General features: G+C 41.9%; 14 protein-coding genes. All 14 read right to left on the minus strand.

Annotated elements, in window-relative coordinates; genetic code table 11:
* Nucleotides 1–212 precede the first annotated feature (212 nt).
* The 14 genes from OCV88_RS15515 to OCV88_RS15580 all read right to left on the minus strand — a co-directional run bounded on the left by OCV88_RS15515 (nt 213) and on the right by OCV88_RS15580 (nt 15,707).
* Entirely contained in the window at nt 213–911 is a 699-nt protein-coding gene (locus OCV88_RS15515; protein WP_158426355.1) for a CvpA family protein, read from the minus strand.
* An 11-nt stretch (nt 912–922) separates the two neighbouring features.
* A complete protein-coding gene (locus OCV88_RS15520; protein WP_158426356.1) occupies nt 923–2,134 on the minus strand; it encodes a DUF5711 family protein in 1,212 nt (403 codons plus the stop codon).
* A 128-nt stretch (nt 2,135–2,262) separates the two neighbouring features.
* Nucleotides 2,263–3,606 carry a LysM peptidoglycan-binding domain-containing protein gene (locus tag OCV88_RS15525; protein WP_262591487.1) on the minus strand — a complete coding sequence of 448 codons (1,344 nt, stop codon included), beginning with the start codon at nt 3,604–3,606 and terminating at the stop codon, nt 2,263–2,265.
* 158 nt (nt 3,607–3,764) lie between these two features.
* Nucleotides 3,765–4,703: a transketolase family protein gene (locus tag OCV88_RS15530; protein WP_158426358.1), complete on the minus strand. Its 939-nt coding sequence runs from the start codon at nt 4,701–4,703 to the stop codon at nt 3,765–3,767.
* The gene (locus tag OCV88_RS15535; RefSeq protein ID WP_158426359.1) at nt 4,691–5,527 is read right to left on the minus strand and encodes a transketolase; all 837 of its coding nucleotides are present in this window, start codon (nt 5,525–5,527) and stop codon (nt 4,691–4,693) included. Before OCV88_RS15535 ends, OCV88_RS15530 begins: the two co-directional genes overlap by 13 nt.
* A gap of 80 nt (nt 5,528–5,607) precedes the next feature.
* Nucleotides 5,608–6,204 (minus strand): recombination mediator RecR, encoded by a 597-nt coding sequence (gene recR, locus OCV88_RS15540; RefSeq protein ID WP_158426360.1) that lies wholly within the window; start codon nt 6,202–6,204, stop codon nt 5,608–5,610.
* Nucleotides 6,204–6,557, minus strand: coding sequence for a YbaB/EbfC family nucleoid-associated protein (locus OCV88_RS15545; protein ID WP_158426361.1), 354 nt, complete (start codon nt 6,555–6,557; stop codon nt 6,204–6,206). The genes recR and OCV88_RS15545 overlap by 1 nt, the downstream gene beginning before the upstream one ends.
* Nucleotides 6,558–6,573: 16 nt before the next feature.
* Nucleotides 6,574–8,208, minus strand: a complete 1,635-nt coding sequence (gene dnaX / locus OCV88_RS15550) for a DNA polymerase III subunit gamma/tau (protein WP_158426362.1) — start codon at nt 8,206–8,208, stop codon at nt 6,574–6,576.
* 85 nt (nt 8,209–8,293) lie between these two features.
* Nucleotides 8,294–9,367, minus strand: coding sequence for a 6-phosphofructokinase (locus OCV88_RS15555; protein WP_158426363.1), 1,074 nt, complete (start codon nt 9,365–9,367; stop codon nt 8,294–8,296).
* A 216-nt stretch (nt 9,368–9,583) separates the two neighbouring features.
* Nucleotides 9,584–10,516: a YhfZ family protein gene (locus OCV88_RS15560; protein ID WP_158426364.1), complete on the minus strand. Its 933-nt coding sequence runs from the start codon at nt 10,514–10,516 to the stop codon at nt 9,584–9,586.
* Between the two features lie 85 nt (nt 10,517–10,601).
* On the minus strand, nt 10,602–11,579 hold the full coding sequence (locus OCV88_RS15565; RefSeq protein ID WP_158426365.1) for an ABC transporter permease: 978 nt from the start codon (nt 11,577–11,579) through the stop codon (nt 10,602–10,604).
* Nucleotides 11,576–13,078 (minus strand): sugar ABC transporter ATP-binding protein, encoded by a 1,503-nt coding sequence (locus tag OCV88_RS15570; protein WP_158426366.1) that lies wholly within the window; start codon nt 13,076–13,078, stop codon nt 11,576–11,578. Before OCV88_RS15570 ends, OCV88_RS15565 begins: the two co-directional genes overlap by 4 nt.
* 86 nt (nt 13,079–13,164) lie before the next feature.
* Complete coding sequence (locus OCV88_RS15575) at nt 13,165–14,262, minus strand: sugar ABC transporter substrate-binding protein (RefSeq protein ID WP_158426367.1); 1,098 nt, start codon at nt 14,260–14,262, stop codon at nt 13,165–13,167.
* A gap of 287 nt (nt 14,263–14,549) precedes the next feature.
* Entirely contained in the window at nt 14,550–15,707 is a 1,158-nt protein-coding gene (locus tag OCV88_RS15580; protein ID WP_158426368.1) for an MFS transporter, read from the minus strand.
* Between the last annotated feature and the right edge of the window lie 7 nt (nt 15,708–15,714).

The following is a 15,714-nucleotide window of genomic DNA, read 5'->3' on the forward strand; positions in this document are numbered from 1 at the left end:
TATATCTTATCATTTATAAAGTGCTTTGTCAACAACTTTTTTTATTTTTTTCTGACCTTCGAAGTGTTTTTACATTTCTCGCGGTCAGCTTGATTATAATAGCATGAGCCTCCTCCTTTGTCAACCATCTTTTAACACTTTTTTTACACTTTTTTCCTTTTCTATAGATATTGGGGTGCAAAGCATTCTGCACCCCAATATCTATTCATCAGCTAGAAGATCCATGAGAATATTTCCAGCAGTATATTATGATTATATAGTATACTTAAAAATGAATTTTCTTCTATAGAACTGACAAGCACCTTTCCTATTTCCGTTCCGCTTATCATAGTAATGAATAAAAACAGCAGCCATACAACTATAAACCCCTGAAACGCCCCTGCAAATATACCCAAAAATCTGTTTATTCCTTTGATAATTGGAATCTTATTCACTACATCCGTGGCTTTGCCTATGATCCACACAATAATAACCGCCAAAAACAAAGCAAGCAAAAACGCAAGAATAGCAACAATAATATCCGCCATCTGATTACCGGCCTGTTGATAGAAACCAGTTTCCTCTATACTGCGCTGCGCCTTTTGCACTCCATCGCCAAATATGTAATCTTCTAAAATACTAGGCAGATGGATTCCCGCTTCATCTAAAGTCTCCTGCTGTCCCTGCGCGGTACTGTCTACTGCCCCCTCCATAGAATTTTGAATTTTATCCGCCCATTTATCAGAAACCGAAGTATAAATCTTTGTATTTTCCTTCAGAAACTGACTGACATGAGGAGTTGCATAACCTACCAGTACAATCAGAAGAATAATTGCCACAAGAGAATACAACACCCGCAGGAATCCTCTGTTAAATCCCCGAATCATGGCAAACACAATAATTATAAGAACAACTACCAGTAACCAGTTCATTTATCTGCTCCTTAACGTGCACTGCTGAATATTTTACATTTTATCTGCTGTGTTTCTCCTTCCAGCATAAGAGAATAATTCCTAAATCCCTTTCTGGACAGAACATAGTATAAATTTTCGTCAAACTTGGAAACAAACTTTCTTATGCCATGAAGAGTATATATTTCACATTGACTGTTATTTTGTACACAGATTTCATGATTGGACAGAAAATATATTTCATCATAATTAATACCAAGCTCCGCGTCTGTAACCTGCGCTCCCTTCATATCATAGATCATCATTTTACGCTTATTATCATTTTCTTTATCAGAGTATACATAGCCAAAATACGAATTGTCATAAAACACACTTTTTATTTCTTCAGATACTTTTATCGTTTTCTTCTCTTCCGGTTTTTCACTTCCCTCAAAAATCATAATACCACTGTCTCCAAAGGCCAGCATTCTGTTGTTATTTACAAAAACAATCTCCGGAATTACATTCCCTGCATAGGAACACGTATTTACTATATTATCTATTTCATTCTGTCCTACTGAACCAAAGTTGTAAAATGAAATCGTTGTCTGTACACTTCCCTGGCTTACATCCAAAATAGAAACTGCTAATTTCTGACCATCATTAGAAAGTGCCATATCCATAGGATATCCACTGTTTTCCATATGAAGTGCACCCTCGGCAAGACAGTCCCCTTCTTTATTATATAATGCAATATATGACGCGCCTTCACTTTTCATCAGAACAGCGATAGTCCCCTGGTTGGCCACCTGTATATTCTGAATCTGCATATTTGTCTCCACAGTTCCCTTAAGACCACTTGTATTTAGAACATATACTTTTTGGCCGCCTTTATCAGCAAATGCTACATATTCTTCGCACTGAGCCATCAATGGCTCCTGCATTTCAAAAGTCTGATTCCAGATCAGGTTATTTTTGATATCTGTATAAAAAGCTCCATCGTTACTGTATTTTAAAATATTCCCATTAAACTGTATGAATTTTGCAGCCTCAGTATCTGACCTTTCAATGGTATTTACCACCCGGTATTTGCTATATGTTTTCACCTGGAAAAATATATAAACCACCGCAAAAACAGCGATACAGCAGGCCGCTATTACAGCGGCCTGCTTTAACTTCTGCTTCTTATGCTCACGAACCTTCTGCTCTATTTCATCCCAGTCTATCTTCACTTCATGTAAAAATCTGTTTTTTTTATCCGACATTTTTCCCTCTGTATTTTTATTAAACTTTTATCATCCTGACAAACAGCATCTAATAATCATATCCCCGCAGGCTGATATGGCATATTATAACACGACATTTATATATTTAAAATGAAATTCACATATTCTTAAGGAAGCTTCAATTTCTGTCCCTCATATATAACATCCACATTTCCAATCCCATTTGCGGCACAAATAGAATCAACCATAGCATCTGTTTTATATAGTTTCCGGCTTATAGTTACGAGGCTGTCGCCCTTTTTCACTATATAATACCCCTGGTTTAAGGCTTTCTGGCTTTCAGAAAGAACCTTCTGGCTGTCTGCTGCTTTTGTCTCATCCTCCTTATCTCCCGCGGAATTCTTTGCTGTATTGTCTGCCTCTGTGTTATTTGTGCTATTTTTATCAGCGTCTTTTTTCTGTGAATTATCTTCTTTATTATCACTGTCTCCCTCGTTATCTGAGTTTGACCCCTGCTGATCTGTCTGCTGCTGTTCCTCTATGTCTTCGTTTCGGTCCTGCCAGGCAGCTGTCTGATTATGATTTACATCCTCTTCTGATAAATTCTTCGAACTTTCGTCTGTTCCGCTGGATAACTTTTCTTCCTCCTGACTATTATCATTTTCCGTTTTGTTGGTTCTGTTTAAAAGATTTCCTGACATCGTCTGTATTGTCTTCTGAAAATTATTCAGATTCTGATAATCTCCTATCTGAGTAATTCCTGTCGCCGTTACTACAATTAAAACCGCCGCACAGGCTGCATAGATAAATTTCTGCGGTTTCTTTTTTTCACGCAGCTTATATTCTTCCCCGGAAGCTTTTGTTTCATAGGCAGTCCTGTGTTTTGGCAGCGGCCGTATCACCTCTGACGTTTCTGAGGCTTCTGACACTTGTCCACCTTTCTCCCGAATTAAAAACTCCTGCATCTGTGGATTTTTTTCATAATAAATATAAAATCCATCCAGGCTTCTTAGGGCATTCTGCTCCCACACATAAACCCCGAATTCATCTTCCAGTTCATCTTCATATACAAATGCCAGGGATATCGCAGAATCTTTTTCAGCATAATAATGCTTAATTACACTTTGCACATGGGAATCCTGCCCGCTGCACCGGACATACCAGCCAACAATTACCAAATCCGGAAAATGTTCTCTAATTGTTTCTAAAATCTGCCCCTCGGCGCCCTCATAAAAAACAGAGAAATCACAGGCCGCTGCGCCATTTACAAATGTGTAGCGGCATTCTTGGTACACCTCATAGCGCCCTAACAGCACTGCCGCCTGCAGTGTATCTTCTTTGTGCTTTTCCTTTAAAAATGTATGTAAATATGTATAAACATAATCTTCTATGTAAAATTTGTGTTTTTGTCCCGGAGTTCCCATCTGCCTGATGTTCTTTGGCAAACTAAATGTATCCTGCACCTGATTCTGTTCTGTATTATCCGAAGTTTCCGTTTTTATTTCTGTCATAATCGCACCTCTTCTCTGCATAACATTATAAGATATTCAAAAAATATCATACTTTTTCTGCCGTTTTTGCCGTTTTATGAAAGAAGAATTCGCAGTTTCTGACAAAAGAATCAAAAAAGGCCGTCGTTAAATAACGACAGCCTTTCTATTTTGCCTGATTATATAAATGCTTTTACTTTTTTGTAGATACTTTCTGCATCCAATTCATATTTTTTAATAAGCTGTGCCGCCGGTCCTGATTCACCAAAGCGATCATACACACCTATTTTCATTACTTTTGCCGGCGCATGTTCACTGAGACAGTCGCATACAGCACTTCCAAGACCGCCAATTACGGAATGCTCCTCTACTGTTACAACTTTCCCGGTTTTATTTGCTGAAGCTATAATCAATTCCTCATCTAAAGGTTTAATTGTATGAATATTAATTACTTCTGCAGCTATCCCGTCTTTTGCCAGCATTTCTGCAGCTCCCAAGGACTCATTTACACAAAGTCCGGTTGCAGCGATCGTCACATCTGCGCCTTCCCTGAGCACAATCCCTTTACCGATTTCAAATTTATAATCTTCTTCATTATTAATAACCGGAATCGCCAGACGTCCAAAGCGAAGATATACGGGACCTTCATATTCATAAGCTGCCTTTACCGCCGCTTTTGCCTCCACATCATCACAGGGATTGATTACAACCATTCCCGGAATTGTACGCATCAGCGCAAGATCCTCATTACACTGGTGCGTTGCACCATCTTCACCTACAGAAATCCCCGCATGTGTTGCCCCGATTTTTACATTTAAGTGAGGATATCCAATGGAATTTCGCACCTGTTCAAATGCCCGGCCCGCAGCAAACATTGCAAAAGAACTCATAAATGGCACTTTCCCGCAGGTGGCCAATCCGGCTGCAATGCCTGCCATATTGGATTCTGCAATTCCACAGTCTACATGGCGGTCTGGAAATACCTTTTTAAACACGCCTGTTTTTGTTGCTCCTGCAAGATCGGCATCTAAAACCACCAGATCTTCATGGGCTCTGCCCAGTTCAACCAAAGCATTACCATAGCTTTCTCTCGTTGCAATTTTCTTTACTTCTGACATAATGCTTCACCTGCTTTCTGTAATTCTTCCATTGCATTGGCAAATTCCTCATCATTTGGAGCCACCCCATGCCAGCTTGCTTTATTTTCCATAAAGGAAACACCTTTTCCTTTTACGGTTTTTGCGATAATTGCTGTTGGCATGCCTTTTGTGTCCCGCGCTTCTTTGAATGCTGCCGCTATCTGATCAAAATCATGACCATCTATATTAATTACATGAAAATTAAATGCTTCAAATTTTTTATCAATGGGATACGGGGAACACACATCATCTACATTTCCGTCAATCTGCAGCCCATTATTATCTACTATTACAACAAGATTATCCAGTTTCCTGTGCCCTGCAAACATAGAAGCTTCCCAGATCTGGCCTTCCTGGATTTCACCATCGCCGCACAATGCGTAAACACGGTAATCTTTTTGATCCATTTTTCCCGCAAGGGCCATCCCAACTGCTGCTGACAGTCCCTGGCCAAGAGAACCGCTGGACATATCTACTCCCGGAATATGCTTCATATCCGGATGCCCCTGTAAATAAGAGCCCACATGACGCAGAGTTTCCATATCTTTTACCGGAAAATAGCCTCTGTTTGCCAATGTTGAATATAGTCCAGGCGCTACATGCCCTTTAGATAATACAAATCTGTCCCTGTTCTCCGCTTTTGGATTGGCCGGATCAACGTTCATCTCTTCAAAATACAGATATGTAAAAATATCTGCAGCGGATAAAGATCCACCCGGATGCCCGGATTTTGCGCTGTGTACCCCTGTCAGGATACCTTTCCGAATTTCCACAGCAGTTTTTTGTAACTCTAGTTTTGTCATAAGAAAGTCCTTTCTCACATATTATTGTGCTTTATACCTCTATACAATATCACTTAGCCCCAGTTAAAAGGAAGCCCATTTTACAGCTCAATCCGTCCTTCCAGTGCTCTTAAAAGCGTAACCTCATCAATATACTCCAAATCACCGCCAACCGGCACGCCGCTGGCAATCCTTGAGACTTTGATGCCTGTGGGTTTAATCAGCTTGCTGATATACATGGCCGTTGTCTCACCCTCCAAACTGGAGTTGGTAGCAATAATGACTTCTGTCACATCCCCCTGCAGACGTTTCATCAGTTCTTTTAATTTAATATCATTTGGGCCTATTCCAAGCATCGGTGATATAGCTCCATGGAGTACATGATATACGCCATCATATTGTCCCGTCTTTTCATAGGCCGCCAGGTCCCTGGCATTTTCCACCACCATAATTGTTTTATGATTACGGCCGGAATTTTTACAGATGGGACATTCTTCATCATCTGTTAATGTACAGCAGGTTTTACAGTAACGAATATTATTTCTGGCCTCCTGAATCGTGACTGCCAGGCGGTCCGCCCTTTCTTTTGGCATATTTAGAATATGAAACGCCAGACGCTGCGCCGATTTATTTCCGATTCCCGGCAGTGAGGCCAGTTCTTCAATCAGCTGTGAAATCTGTTTACTGTAATAATCCATTAGAACGGAAATCCTCCGCCCATACCCCCAAGGCCACCAGTGATCTTTGACATAGACTGCTGTGAAAACTCTTCAACCTGACGCAGAGCCTCATTGGTAGCTGCCATAATCAGATCTTCCAGCATCTCAATATCATCAGGGTCTACTACTTCTTCTGCCAGCTTTACTTTGACCACTTCTTTTTTCCCGGAAACAGTAACTTCCACTGCTCCGCCTCCGGCAGAGGCTGTAACTTCCTTTTCTTCCAATTCTTTGGTTGCCTCTTCCATCTGACGCTGCATCTTCTGTGCCTGTTTCATTAAATTATTCATGTTTCCCGGCATTCCTCCCGGAAATCCTCCTTTTTTTGCCATGTTTTAATCCTCCTGATTACTCTTCTTCATTTTCTATTTCAATACCGGCCGTTCCAAATACATTCATGAAATCTTCCACTGAATGATATTTATTCTGAAAGGCACCGGCTGATTCATCTAGCACCACTTTTAGCTTTACCTGTTTTCCTATTACATTAGTAAATGTATCTTCTATTATTTGCTTATGCTCTTCCATACTGATTTCCTGATAAGCATATTCCCGTTCCCGGCTGAAGGTAAGCACAAGCTCATTTCCATTCCCAGGCTCAAGCCCAACGGCTTTTTGTCCCTCTCCACTGCCTTTGATACCAAGACTGATAGATTTTGCCGGAGATAAGTCCATACGGTATCTTGGATGAAGCTCCAAAAGCATTGTATTCCAATTTACAATCAGTTTCTGTATTTCTTCCGGCAGCGCATCGGGCATCTTTGGCTTTTCCTGGCTGACATTCTGAATATCATTTGCCTTTGCAGGCAGATCAGAGGCCGGCACAATTCCCTGTGCTATCTTCTTTTCAATCTGGGCTATCCGGTCTAACAGTGCATCCTGCTGTGTCTCCATAGCCGGACGGCACAGTTTAATCAATGCAATTTCTATTAAAATTCTTTTCTGCACCGCAAAACGAAGCTGTCCGGATAGATCTGACAGAATACGAATATAGCGCATCAGCACTTCACCGTCAATCATCTGAGACTCTTCCTTTAACAGCATCAGGTTCTCTGACGACATGTCCAGCATATCTTCCATATCATCGGAGCTTTTCATCAGCAGAAGGTTTCTCAGATACCAGGTAAAATCCGACACAAATTGTCCCAAATCTCTTCCCTGAATTACCAGTTCTTCCAAAAGCTCCATAGCCCCTGCCACATCACTTTCCATCACTTTGCGAAGCAGCCTGCTGAACAGCTCTGTATCCACTGCCCCAAGCACCTCCAGAACATGATCATAGGTCAGTTTCTGCCCCAGAAAAAATGCGATACACTGGTCAAGAAGACTTAACGCATCCCTCAAAGAGCCGTCTGCCGCCTTGGCAATATAACGGATTGCACGACCTTCCACTTCTGTGCCTTCCTCATCCATCAGTTCCTGCAGGCGGGCCGAAATTGTGTCAATTGAGATCCTTCTAAAGTCATACTTCTGACATCTGCTCATAATCGTAATGGGAATTTTATGAGACTCTGTTGTAGCCAAAATAAATATAACATAAGACGGCGGTTCTTCCAATGTTTTTAAAAGAGCATTAAATGCACCAATAGAAAGCATATGAACCTCGTCTATAATATATACTTTATACTTGCCTTCTGTAGGTGAATATTCAACCTCATCTCTAATCTCTCTGATATTGTCAACGCCATTATTAGAAGCCGCATCAATTTCAATAACATTCATAGAAGTTCCGGCCGCAATAGCCTTGCAGGATGGGCATTCACCACAGGGGCTTCCATCCACCGGATGTTCACAGTTTACTGCTTTTGCAAAAATCTTTGCAATAGTTGTTTTTCCCGTTCCTCTGGTTCCGCAGAAAAGATATGCATGTCCAATTCGTTCTGCTTTTATCTGATTTTTCAGGGTCGTAACAATATGATCCTGCCCTTTTACATCTTCAAACTCAGCCGGGCGGTACTTTCGATACAACGCTGTATATGACATTTTCTGTCTCCTTCCTGCGCTTTTTTATTACGGCACTGCTATCTGCAGTACTAAATCCTCATATTCTCCGATACAGACAGGTAATTTAATCGCCAAACCTGATTCCAACAGCTTTCGCCTCGTCAATGATCTGGGAATCCGGTTCCACCATCTTTAACTTTCCGGCAACCTCTCCCAATGGCACTTTTTGTGTATTACCATTAACCATTCCTACCATATATCCGTAATCATTATCTAATATAAGCTTAGCTGCCGCTGCTCCCAGCTGCGTACACAAAACTCTGTCATAAGGACACGGACTGCCGCCCCGCTGCATATGTCCTGGTACGGTAACCCTCACTTCGTTTCCAATTCTTTCTCCAATCCGCGCCGCCAGCTCGTAAGACACAGACGGAAATTCTCTTTTTTTCAGCTTTTCCTTATATTCCTTTTTAGAGAGTTTTGCATCCTCTCTGGAAATTGCACCTTCTGCCACCGCAAGAATAGTAAAGCCCTTCCCTGCCTGACTGCGTTTTTCCACTGCTTCTATCACTTTGTCAATACTGTATGGTATCTCAGGAATCAAAATAATATCCGCTCCCCCGGCGATTCCAGCATACAGTGTCAGCCACCCCACTTTATGGCCCATAACTTCCACAATGAAAATCCGGTTATGGGATGCTGCTGTGGTATGGATACAATCAATGGCATCTGTTGCGATATTAATCGCACTCTGAAATCCAAATGTAACATCGGTTCCATAGATATCATTATCAATTGTTTTTGGAAGATGAATCACATTCAGCCCCTCTTCCCGCAAAAGATTAGCTGTTTTCTGGGTTCCGTTCCCCCCCAGAATCACCAGACAGTCCAGATTCAGTTTATGGTATGTATGTTTCATTGCTTCCACCTTATCCACACCATTTTCATCCGGCACTCTCATCTGTTTAAAGGGCTGTCTGGAAGTCCCTAAGATGGTTCCTCCCTTTGTGAGTATTCCGGAAAAATCTGCCGCAGTCAGCAGACGGTAATTTCCATATATAAGTCCTTTATAACCATCAAAAAATCCATACACTTCCAGCTCTTTTAAACTATTGCTCAGTCCCTTTACCACACCGCGCATAGCCGCATTTAATGCCTGGCAATCTCCTCCACTTGTAAGCATTCCGATTCTTTTCATAAGCTATACTCCTTCCGATTATACTATAAATAGGTACATTTTTATGTATCCAGATAACTGTAGATATTATAGTCCATTTTTCATTCTAAAACAATAACAATCAACCAATATCACAATAAGAAGACGCCCCTTTGCAAATGATGATCCACCTGCAAAACAGCGTCTGCTTTTACACCCGTTTTTATTTTGCAAAGAAATCCGGCAGTCAGAATCAGGCTAATAATAACTTGGCGCCCGGCTCCCATCCAGAACTTCTTTTTGAATGCTGGCAATATATTCCACATCCAGCATCTTTTTTAACAGTACCTCCACCCCATAGTCATTTTGACTGCACAAAATAACGGGCAGCACTACCTCTTGATCTACTCCAAGATCTGTCAATTCGCAATAGGCACATTCCTGCAGGGGATATTTATCAATATCCCCCCGCTGTACCAATACATCTATCTCACCTTTGGCAAGCAGTTCCAGGCACCCATGGTAATTCCCGTATTTCCGGATCACATTTTTTCCCTGGCACAGGCGCTCTGTAAGATAACTTTGTTCAATCGCTTCATTATAAATACCTACCCGCGTTCCGTCTTCCACCTTTGGTGTTCTGCCTTTTCTTGCATACAACCGGTAGGGCACAGTATATTTTGCTCCCTCTAAAATAAGTGCGACACTGATTTCCGGATACTTTTCAAGAAACAGTTCCGCCGCCAGTCTTGATGTTATAACAAAATGACACCGTCCGCTGTTCAAAGAATCAATACGCAGACTTGCCGGAACCATATATCCCAGATTAACAGGCAGATCTGTTTTTGCAACGGCCGCTGCCAGTCCGGTATACAGAGAATCATGTATATAGGTGGACGGTGGAGGGGCAAAGCCCACCAGCGGCTTTAGGTCTGCATATTTCCATAGCTTCTCTCTGTTAAGATCTACAATCAGTGTTCCTTTCGGACCATGCTTTTCTATTTGCATACATTCATTTTCCAGAAGGAACTGAATCGCAGTCTGTATCGTCCAGCGTGATACACAAAAACGCTCTGTATATTCTGCGATGGATGTCATAACCTCTCCTTTTGAAAGGCATAGCAAATCCCTGGACAGATTTCTTACCGTAATACCGTTTTTCTGATAAAACATTGATAAATTTGATGACATCACATATCCCTGCGCTTCCCTGTTTATATATCTCTGGGTATATTTTACAGTTATGTTCCCCTGATGTCAAAGCATTACGAGAATTTTAGTCCTTTTGTGTAAAGCGGTCAATTAAAATTGCCACAACTATGATTACACCTGTAAACATCGTCTGGTAATAGGAACTTACCCTCAGCAATGTAAGTCCGTTTGATAAAACCGACAGAATCAGCGCACCTATAACTGCTCCGGCGATACTTCCCCGGCCGCCCGCCAGGCTGGCGCCGCCAATAGCCGCAGCCGCAATGGCCGTCAGTTCAAATCCATCCCCGGCCGCCGCTTCCGCCGAAGACATCCTTCCCACATAGACAATGGCACAAAGAGCACAGCACCATCCCATAACCATATAATTTACACACTTTATTTTCTTTGTATTAATTCCGGAAAGCCTGCTGGCATTTTCATTTCCTCCAACCGCAAACACATACCGGCCATATTTTGTATATTTAATCACCAGCCATGCGGCCACCGCAAGCGCCATCATAAAAATTGCCGGCCAGGGAATCCCGGCATTCCAGAAATTGATCCACCGCGGATCCATTCCCCGTATCGTCTGACAGTTTGTATACACATAGTCAAATCCTCGAAATATACTCATAGTTCCCATGGTCAGTAAAAATTCCGGAAGTTTTAAATAAGCCGCCAGCAGACCATTAATAAGACCACAGGCAGTTCCCGCCAGAAAACATACCAAAACTGCCAGCCATATTTTTTCAAATCCATATTTTACAAGGAAATCTGCTAAAAACATAGCGCAGATAGACATGGAAGCTCCTACCGATAAATCAATTCCGGCTCCCACAATTACAAACGTCATCCCAATAGCCAGGATTCCTTTCAGCGAGGCCTGATTCATAATACTCAGAAGATTGTTGGGTGTCAGAAAGCTGTCTGTTGCAAGGGAAAGAACTACAATCATACAAATCAGCACCAATACAATGCCGGTCAGCCGGTTATTCAGCAGCTTTTTAATACCTATGGCCTGGCCGGACGCCGCAGCCTGATAATTTTTTCTTTCCATCATGATGTACCTCCCATTGCATAATTCAGTATTTTCTCTTCTGTGGCATCCTCCCGGTTAATAATGGCATTCATTTTCCCTTCAAACATCACCATAATCCGGTTGCTCATCATAAGGATCTCAGGAAGTTCGGAAGAGATCATAATAATGGAAACCCCCTGTCTGGTTAAATCGTTCATCAGTTTATAGATTTCCTCTTTTGCACCAATATCCACTCCCCTGGTGGGTTCATCCATAATCAGGATTTTCGGCCCGGTACACAGCCATTTTGCCAGCACTACTTTCTGCTGATTTCCCCCACTTAAATTTTGCGTATGTTTCATGGGATCCTCTGGCTTTACATGCAGTTTCTTCATATACTCTTTGGCATTTTTCAAAATGTCTCTATCAAAAAGCAGTCCGCGCTTTAACCGGTCATAGGAGCACATTCCAATATTGTTCATATTTTTTGCTGTTCCCACAAAACCCTCCAGCTTTCTATTTTCCGGAATCAAAGCAATTCCCTGTTTTATGCTGTCCCGAATAGATTTTATTTTAACCGTATTTCCATTTATTTTTATTTCACCGGAGCGTATCTTATCCGCTCCGAAAATCAATCGCACAGTTTCTGTTCTCCCGGAACCTACCAGACCTGAAAATCCAAGAATTTCTCCTTTATATAAATCAAAACTCACACCGTCCCCTGCAATTTTTCCGGCAGCATCCTTTAGATTCCTTACAGAAAGTGCTATCCCTTCCGGTTTTTTCAGGCTTTCCGTATTAAAAACACTCTGAATCTTTCTTCCGGTCAGCTTGTAAATCAATTCCTCTCTTCCAACGCCTTTAGCAGGCATAGAATCAATGAATTTCCCGTCCCGGAAAATTGTAATCCTATCTGCAATTCTAAAAATTTCTTCCATTCTGTGGGACACAAATAGCAACGCTTTTTTCTCCGCCCGCAGCTTCTCCATGATCACAAACAGCTTTTCTATTTCTTTGTCTGTGAGACTGGAGGTTGGTTCATCTAGAATCATAACATCCGAATTCAGATGAAGAGCTTTGGCAATTTCAACCATCTGCTGTTGAGCAATACTCAGTGATTTTACACTTACACAGCTTTTAAAGTCGGCGTCTACTCTCTTTAACAGTTCATCTGCCTTGCTCTCCATTTTTTTATAATCTATGAATTTCGTAATCGGATTTACAATTTCATCTGCCAGGAAAATATTTTCATATACAGTCATCTCCGGAACCAGCTGAAGCTCCTGGTGAACCATAACAATGCCTTTCTTTCTTGCATACATAGGTGATTCCATTGTTGTCTTTTCACCTTTATAGATCATTTCTCCGGCATCCGGCAGATAAGTCCCGGATATGATATTCAGCACAGTGGATTTCCCGGCACCGTTTTCTCCAAGCAGCGCATGTATTTCTCCCGGATACAACGTCAGCGAAACCCCATCTAGTGCCTTTGTATTTCGAAAACTTTTAGAAATATTTTTTAATTCCAATATATGTTCCATATCACACGTATCCTTTCAGCCGGAGCCGCAGCAAATACGGCCCCGGCATTTCCCCCATATCTATACGCAATATGGTCTGAATGCAGCTATTTTTCCAGATAATCTTCTACATTTTCTTTTGTTACCAGCTCCACATCCGTGGTCACTACCCTTGGTATATCCTGCCCCACAGCGGCTCTGACACAGGCATCTACAGATAATCTTCCGATTAATTTGGGATTATTCCAGTATGTAGCATAAACTTCCCCGGATGCCACAGATGAAAGACCGGCTTTTGTGCCGTCCATGGATACTACATAGCAGTCGTCAATGGCATTGGCCTCCCGCAGCCCTTCATATACACCAAGTCCCAGATCATCGTTATTGCACCAGATAAAGGATACGTCGGGGTTAGCTGTCAAAAGATCCGTTGTCATAGTTCTTGCTGTTGTAGGATTCCATTGAGCCGGAATCTCTTCCACTTTGATATCTGAGTTCTTTTCAATACGGTCAATAAAATAATTTGTTCTTGTCTGTGCCAGTTTTGCTGCCACATCACCCTCAGCTACTGCAACCGTTCCTTTTCCGTCCAAAAGCTCAATGGCCAGATCTGCTGCCATCCTGGCGGTTTCACTATCCAAAGAACCGATAAAGCAGGTGGCATCATTGATCTCACAGCAATAAGCATTAATAACGGGATATCCTTCCCCCACAATTTTTCTTGTAATCTCCTCCAGGCAGGTTTCATTTTCAGGGCTGAAGATATAGGCGCTGTAGCCTGCATTATACAGGGTTTCCGCATTTGTCAGCGTCTGTTCATAATCAGTAGGACCCTCCACATATTCCACAGCGACTTCAATTCCAAGCTCCTGGCACCGTTCTTTTACTCCCTGATTCAGATTAATCCAGTAATCGTTAGATGAGGCCATAGATACAACTCCAATGGAAAAATCTTTGGGAACCATCTCTTTTGTTACTTCCCCCAATTTTTCCTCATAGTCTTTATAATACATGGCATCCGTTTCATTTTCCGCCATCCATGTATAACCGGTAATAATTGAATCACCGTCCCTCGAAGCTTCTTTAGACCCACTAGATGATGTATTTTCGCCGGTTTTACGTTCCTCTGACTGCGTACCGCAGCCTGCCATCAGCGCTGTCCCCACAGCGAAACAAAGTATGATAGATATCTGTCTCTTCTTCATCTTTCTTCTCCTTTTTCTCTTGTCTTTTTGTTCCTTACCAGAAATTCCTCAAATATACTTTTAACCGTACTTTTGTTTTCGATTTAGCCTACCACCTCCACGTTCCCATTTACCACAGTCTAGCAATTTTTCTCACCCCATAATGTACGTTTTAAATTACTTTTATATTTTCAGTATACTATTAAAAGTAATTTTGTCAATACTTTTCAGCATTCAATTCTCCCTGAAAAAAACAAAACAGACCGGGAATCAATCATAGCTCCCGGTCCCTTTTGTTTTTCTGATATTTATTTTTTACCTTTGAAAGGATTGATCACCAGCAGCAGCACGGCCAGCAAAATACATAGAACCACATCCGCCAGCAATATGCTTGTCAGGTTTCCTCCAAGTGCCATCATCCAAAAAGAACTGAAAAACCCTCCCAGATTCATCATCGCCAGCACAATAGATGTACCTGCGCTGATGGTAGACTGGGGTGTGGATATACCAATCCAGCCGGTAAAGGCGGCAAACTGCCAGTTAAATCCAATTCCAATAAGAGCATACCCAAGCCCCATAATCAAACCGGAGGAGCCGGTAAGGATAATATATGCCCCCAAAGCCACAAAGATAAAGGCTATAAAAAATATAAATCTTTTCACCCGCCTAAAAACCATTCCAAAAAGCAGCCCCGCAAACATCCCTGTCACAGAAAATGCGGTAAGAGCGGCCGCGGCGGCTGCAGCGCCGCCTGCTCCGCGTATATCATAAATAGTTGACGCACTCATCATTACGCTTAAATTTACAATTTGAAAGATACAAAGCAGACCACCGATGAACATTACGGTCTTTAAATTTATTTTTTCTCCTGCTTTTTTTTGGACATAGGATTTCTCCTGCTTTATCAGTTCCTCCTTTGGCAGAAAAAATGCCATTACAACTGCCACAATGAAAAATGAATGTCCCAGAAATGAAAGCTGCCAGGATATATCGGCCAGCACACCACTGAGCATCTGAAAAACAATTCCTCCGATATTCATAGAAAATGTGCCGATGCCAATTAAAGCCGCCTGCTTATTCCCTTTAAAATGTGTCATAATAAGCGCATTCCCAAGAGGAGATATTACTCCCAGTGCAAATCCGAATACCAGCCTTACCAGCAGAATACAGCCATAGCTGTCAATCCATACTGGCAGAATCCCGAAAACAAGGCAAAGTAGACTTCCCAAAAGAGCAAGGGTTTTTATTTTCATTCTTTTTCCTGCAGCAGCTCCTGCCGCCAGAGAGCCCGCCACCATACTTAATGTAGCTATGGTCTGTATAAAAGATACATCCCTTCCTTCAAAGTGATCAGCTAACGTTGCCAGCGCCGGTGTAATTGCATTAGATCCAAGCCCCATAAGCGTCAGACTCAGCATGGCCAGCGTTCCTGCAAAACCAGGACTATTTACTCTTTGTTGTACCACCTAAATA

It is taken from the genome of Brotonthovivens ammoniilytica (assembly GCF_025566885.1).
GTDB lineage: Bacteria > Bacillota > Clostridia > Lachnospirales > Lachnospiraceae > Brotonthovivens > Brotonthovivens ammoniilytica.

Coding starts and splice junctions, on each gene's coding strand:
- OCV88_RS15515 (WP_158426355.1), bottom strand. CDS start 911: ATGAACTGGTTACTGGTAGTTGTTCTTATAATTATTGTGTTTGCCATG.
- OCV88_RS15520 (WP_158426356.1), bottom strand. CDS start 2,134: ATGTCGGATAAAAAAAACAGATTTTTACATGAAGTGAAGATAGACTGG.
- OCV88_RS15525 (WP_262591487.1), bottom strand. CDS start 3,606: ATGACAGAAATAAAAACGGAAACTTCGGATAATACAGAACAGAATCAG.
- OCV88_RS15530 (WP_158426358.1), bottom strand. CDS start 4,703: ATGTCAGAAGTAAAGAAAATTGCAACGAGAGAAAGCTATGGTAATGCT.
- OCV88_RS15535 (WP_158426359.1), bottom strand. CDS start 5,527: ATGACAAAACTAGAGTTACAAAAAACTGCTGTGGAAATTCGGAAAGGT.
- recR (WP_158426360.1), bottom strand. CDS start 6,204: ATGGATTATTACAGTAAACAGATTTCACAGCTGATTGAAGAACTGGCC.
- OCV88_RS15545 (WP_158426361.1), bottom strand. CDS start 6,557: ATGGCAAAAAAAGGAGGATTTCCGGGAGGAATGCCGGGAAACATGAAT.
- dnaX (WP_158426362.1), bottom strand. CDS start 8,208: ATGTCATATACAGCGTTGTATCGAAAGTACCGCCCGGCTGAGTTTGAA.
- OCV88_RS15555 (WP_158426363.1), bottom strand. CDS start 9,367: ATGAAAAGAATCGGAATGCTTACAAGTGGAGGAGATTGCCAGGCATTA.
- OCV88_RS15560 (WP_158426364.1), bottom strand. CDS start 10,516: ATGTCATCAAATTTATCAATGTTTTATCAGAAAAACGGTATTACGGTA.
- OCV88_RS15565 (WP_158426365.1), bottom strand. CDS start 11,579: ATGATGGAAAGAAAAAATTATCAGGCTGCGGCGTCCGGCCAGGCCATA.
- OCV88_RS15570 (WP_158426366.1), bottom strand. CDS start 13,078: ATGGAACATATATTGGAATTAAAAAATATTTCTAAAAGTTTTCGAAAT.
- OCV88_RS15575 (WP_158426367.1), bottom strand. CDS start 14,262: ATGAAGAAGAGACAGATATCTATCATACTTTGTTTCGCTGTGGGGACA.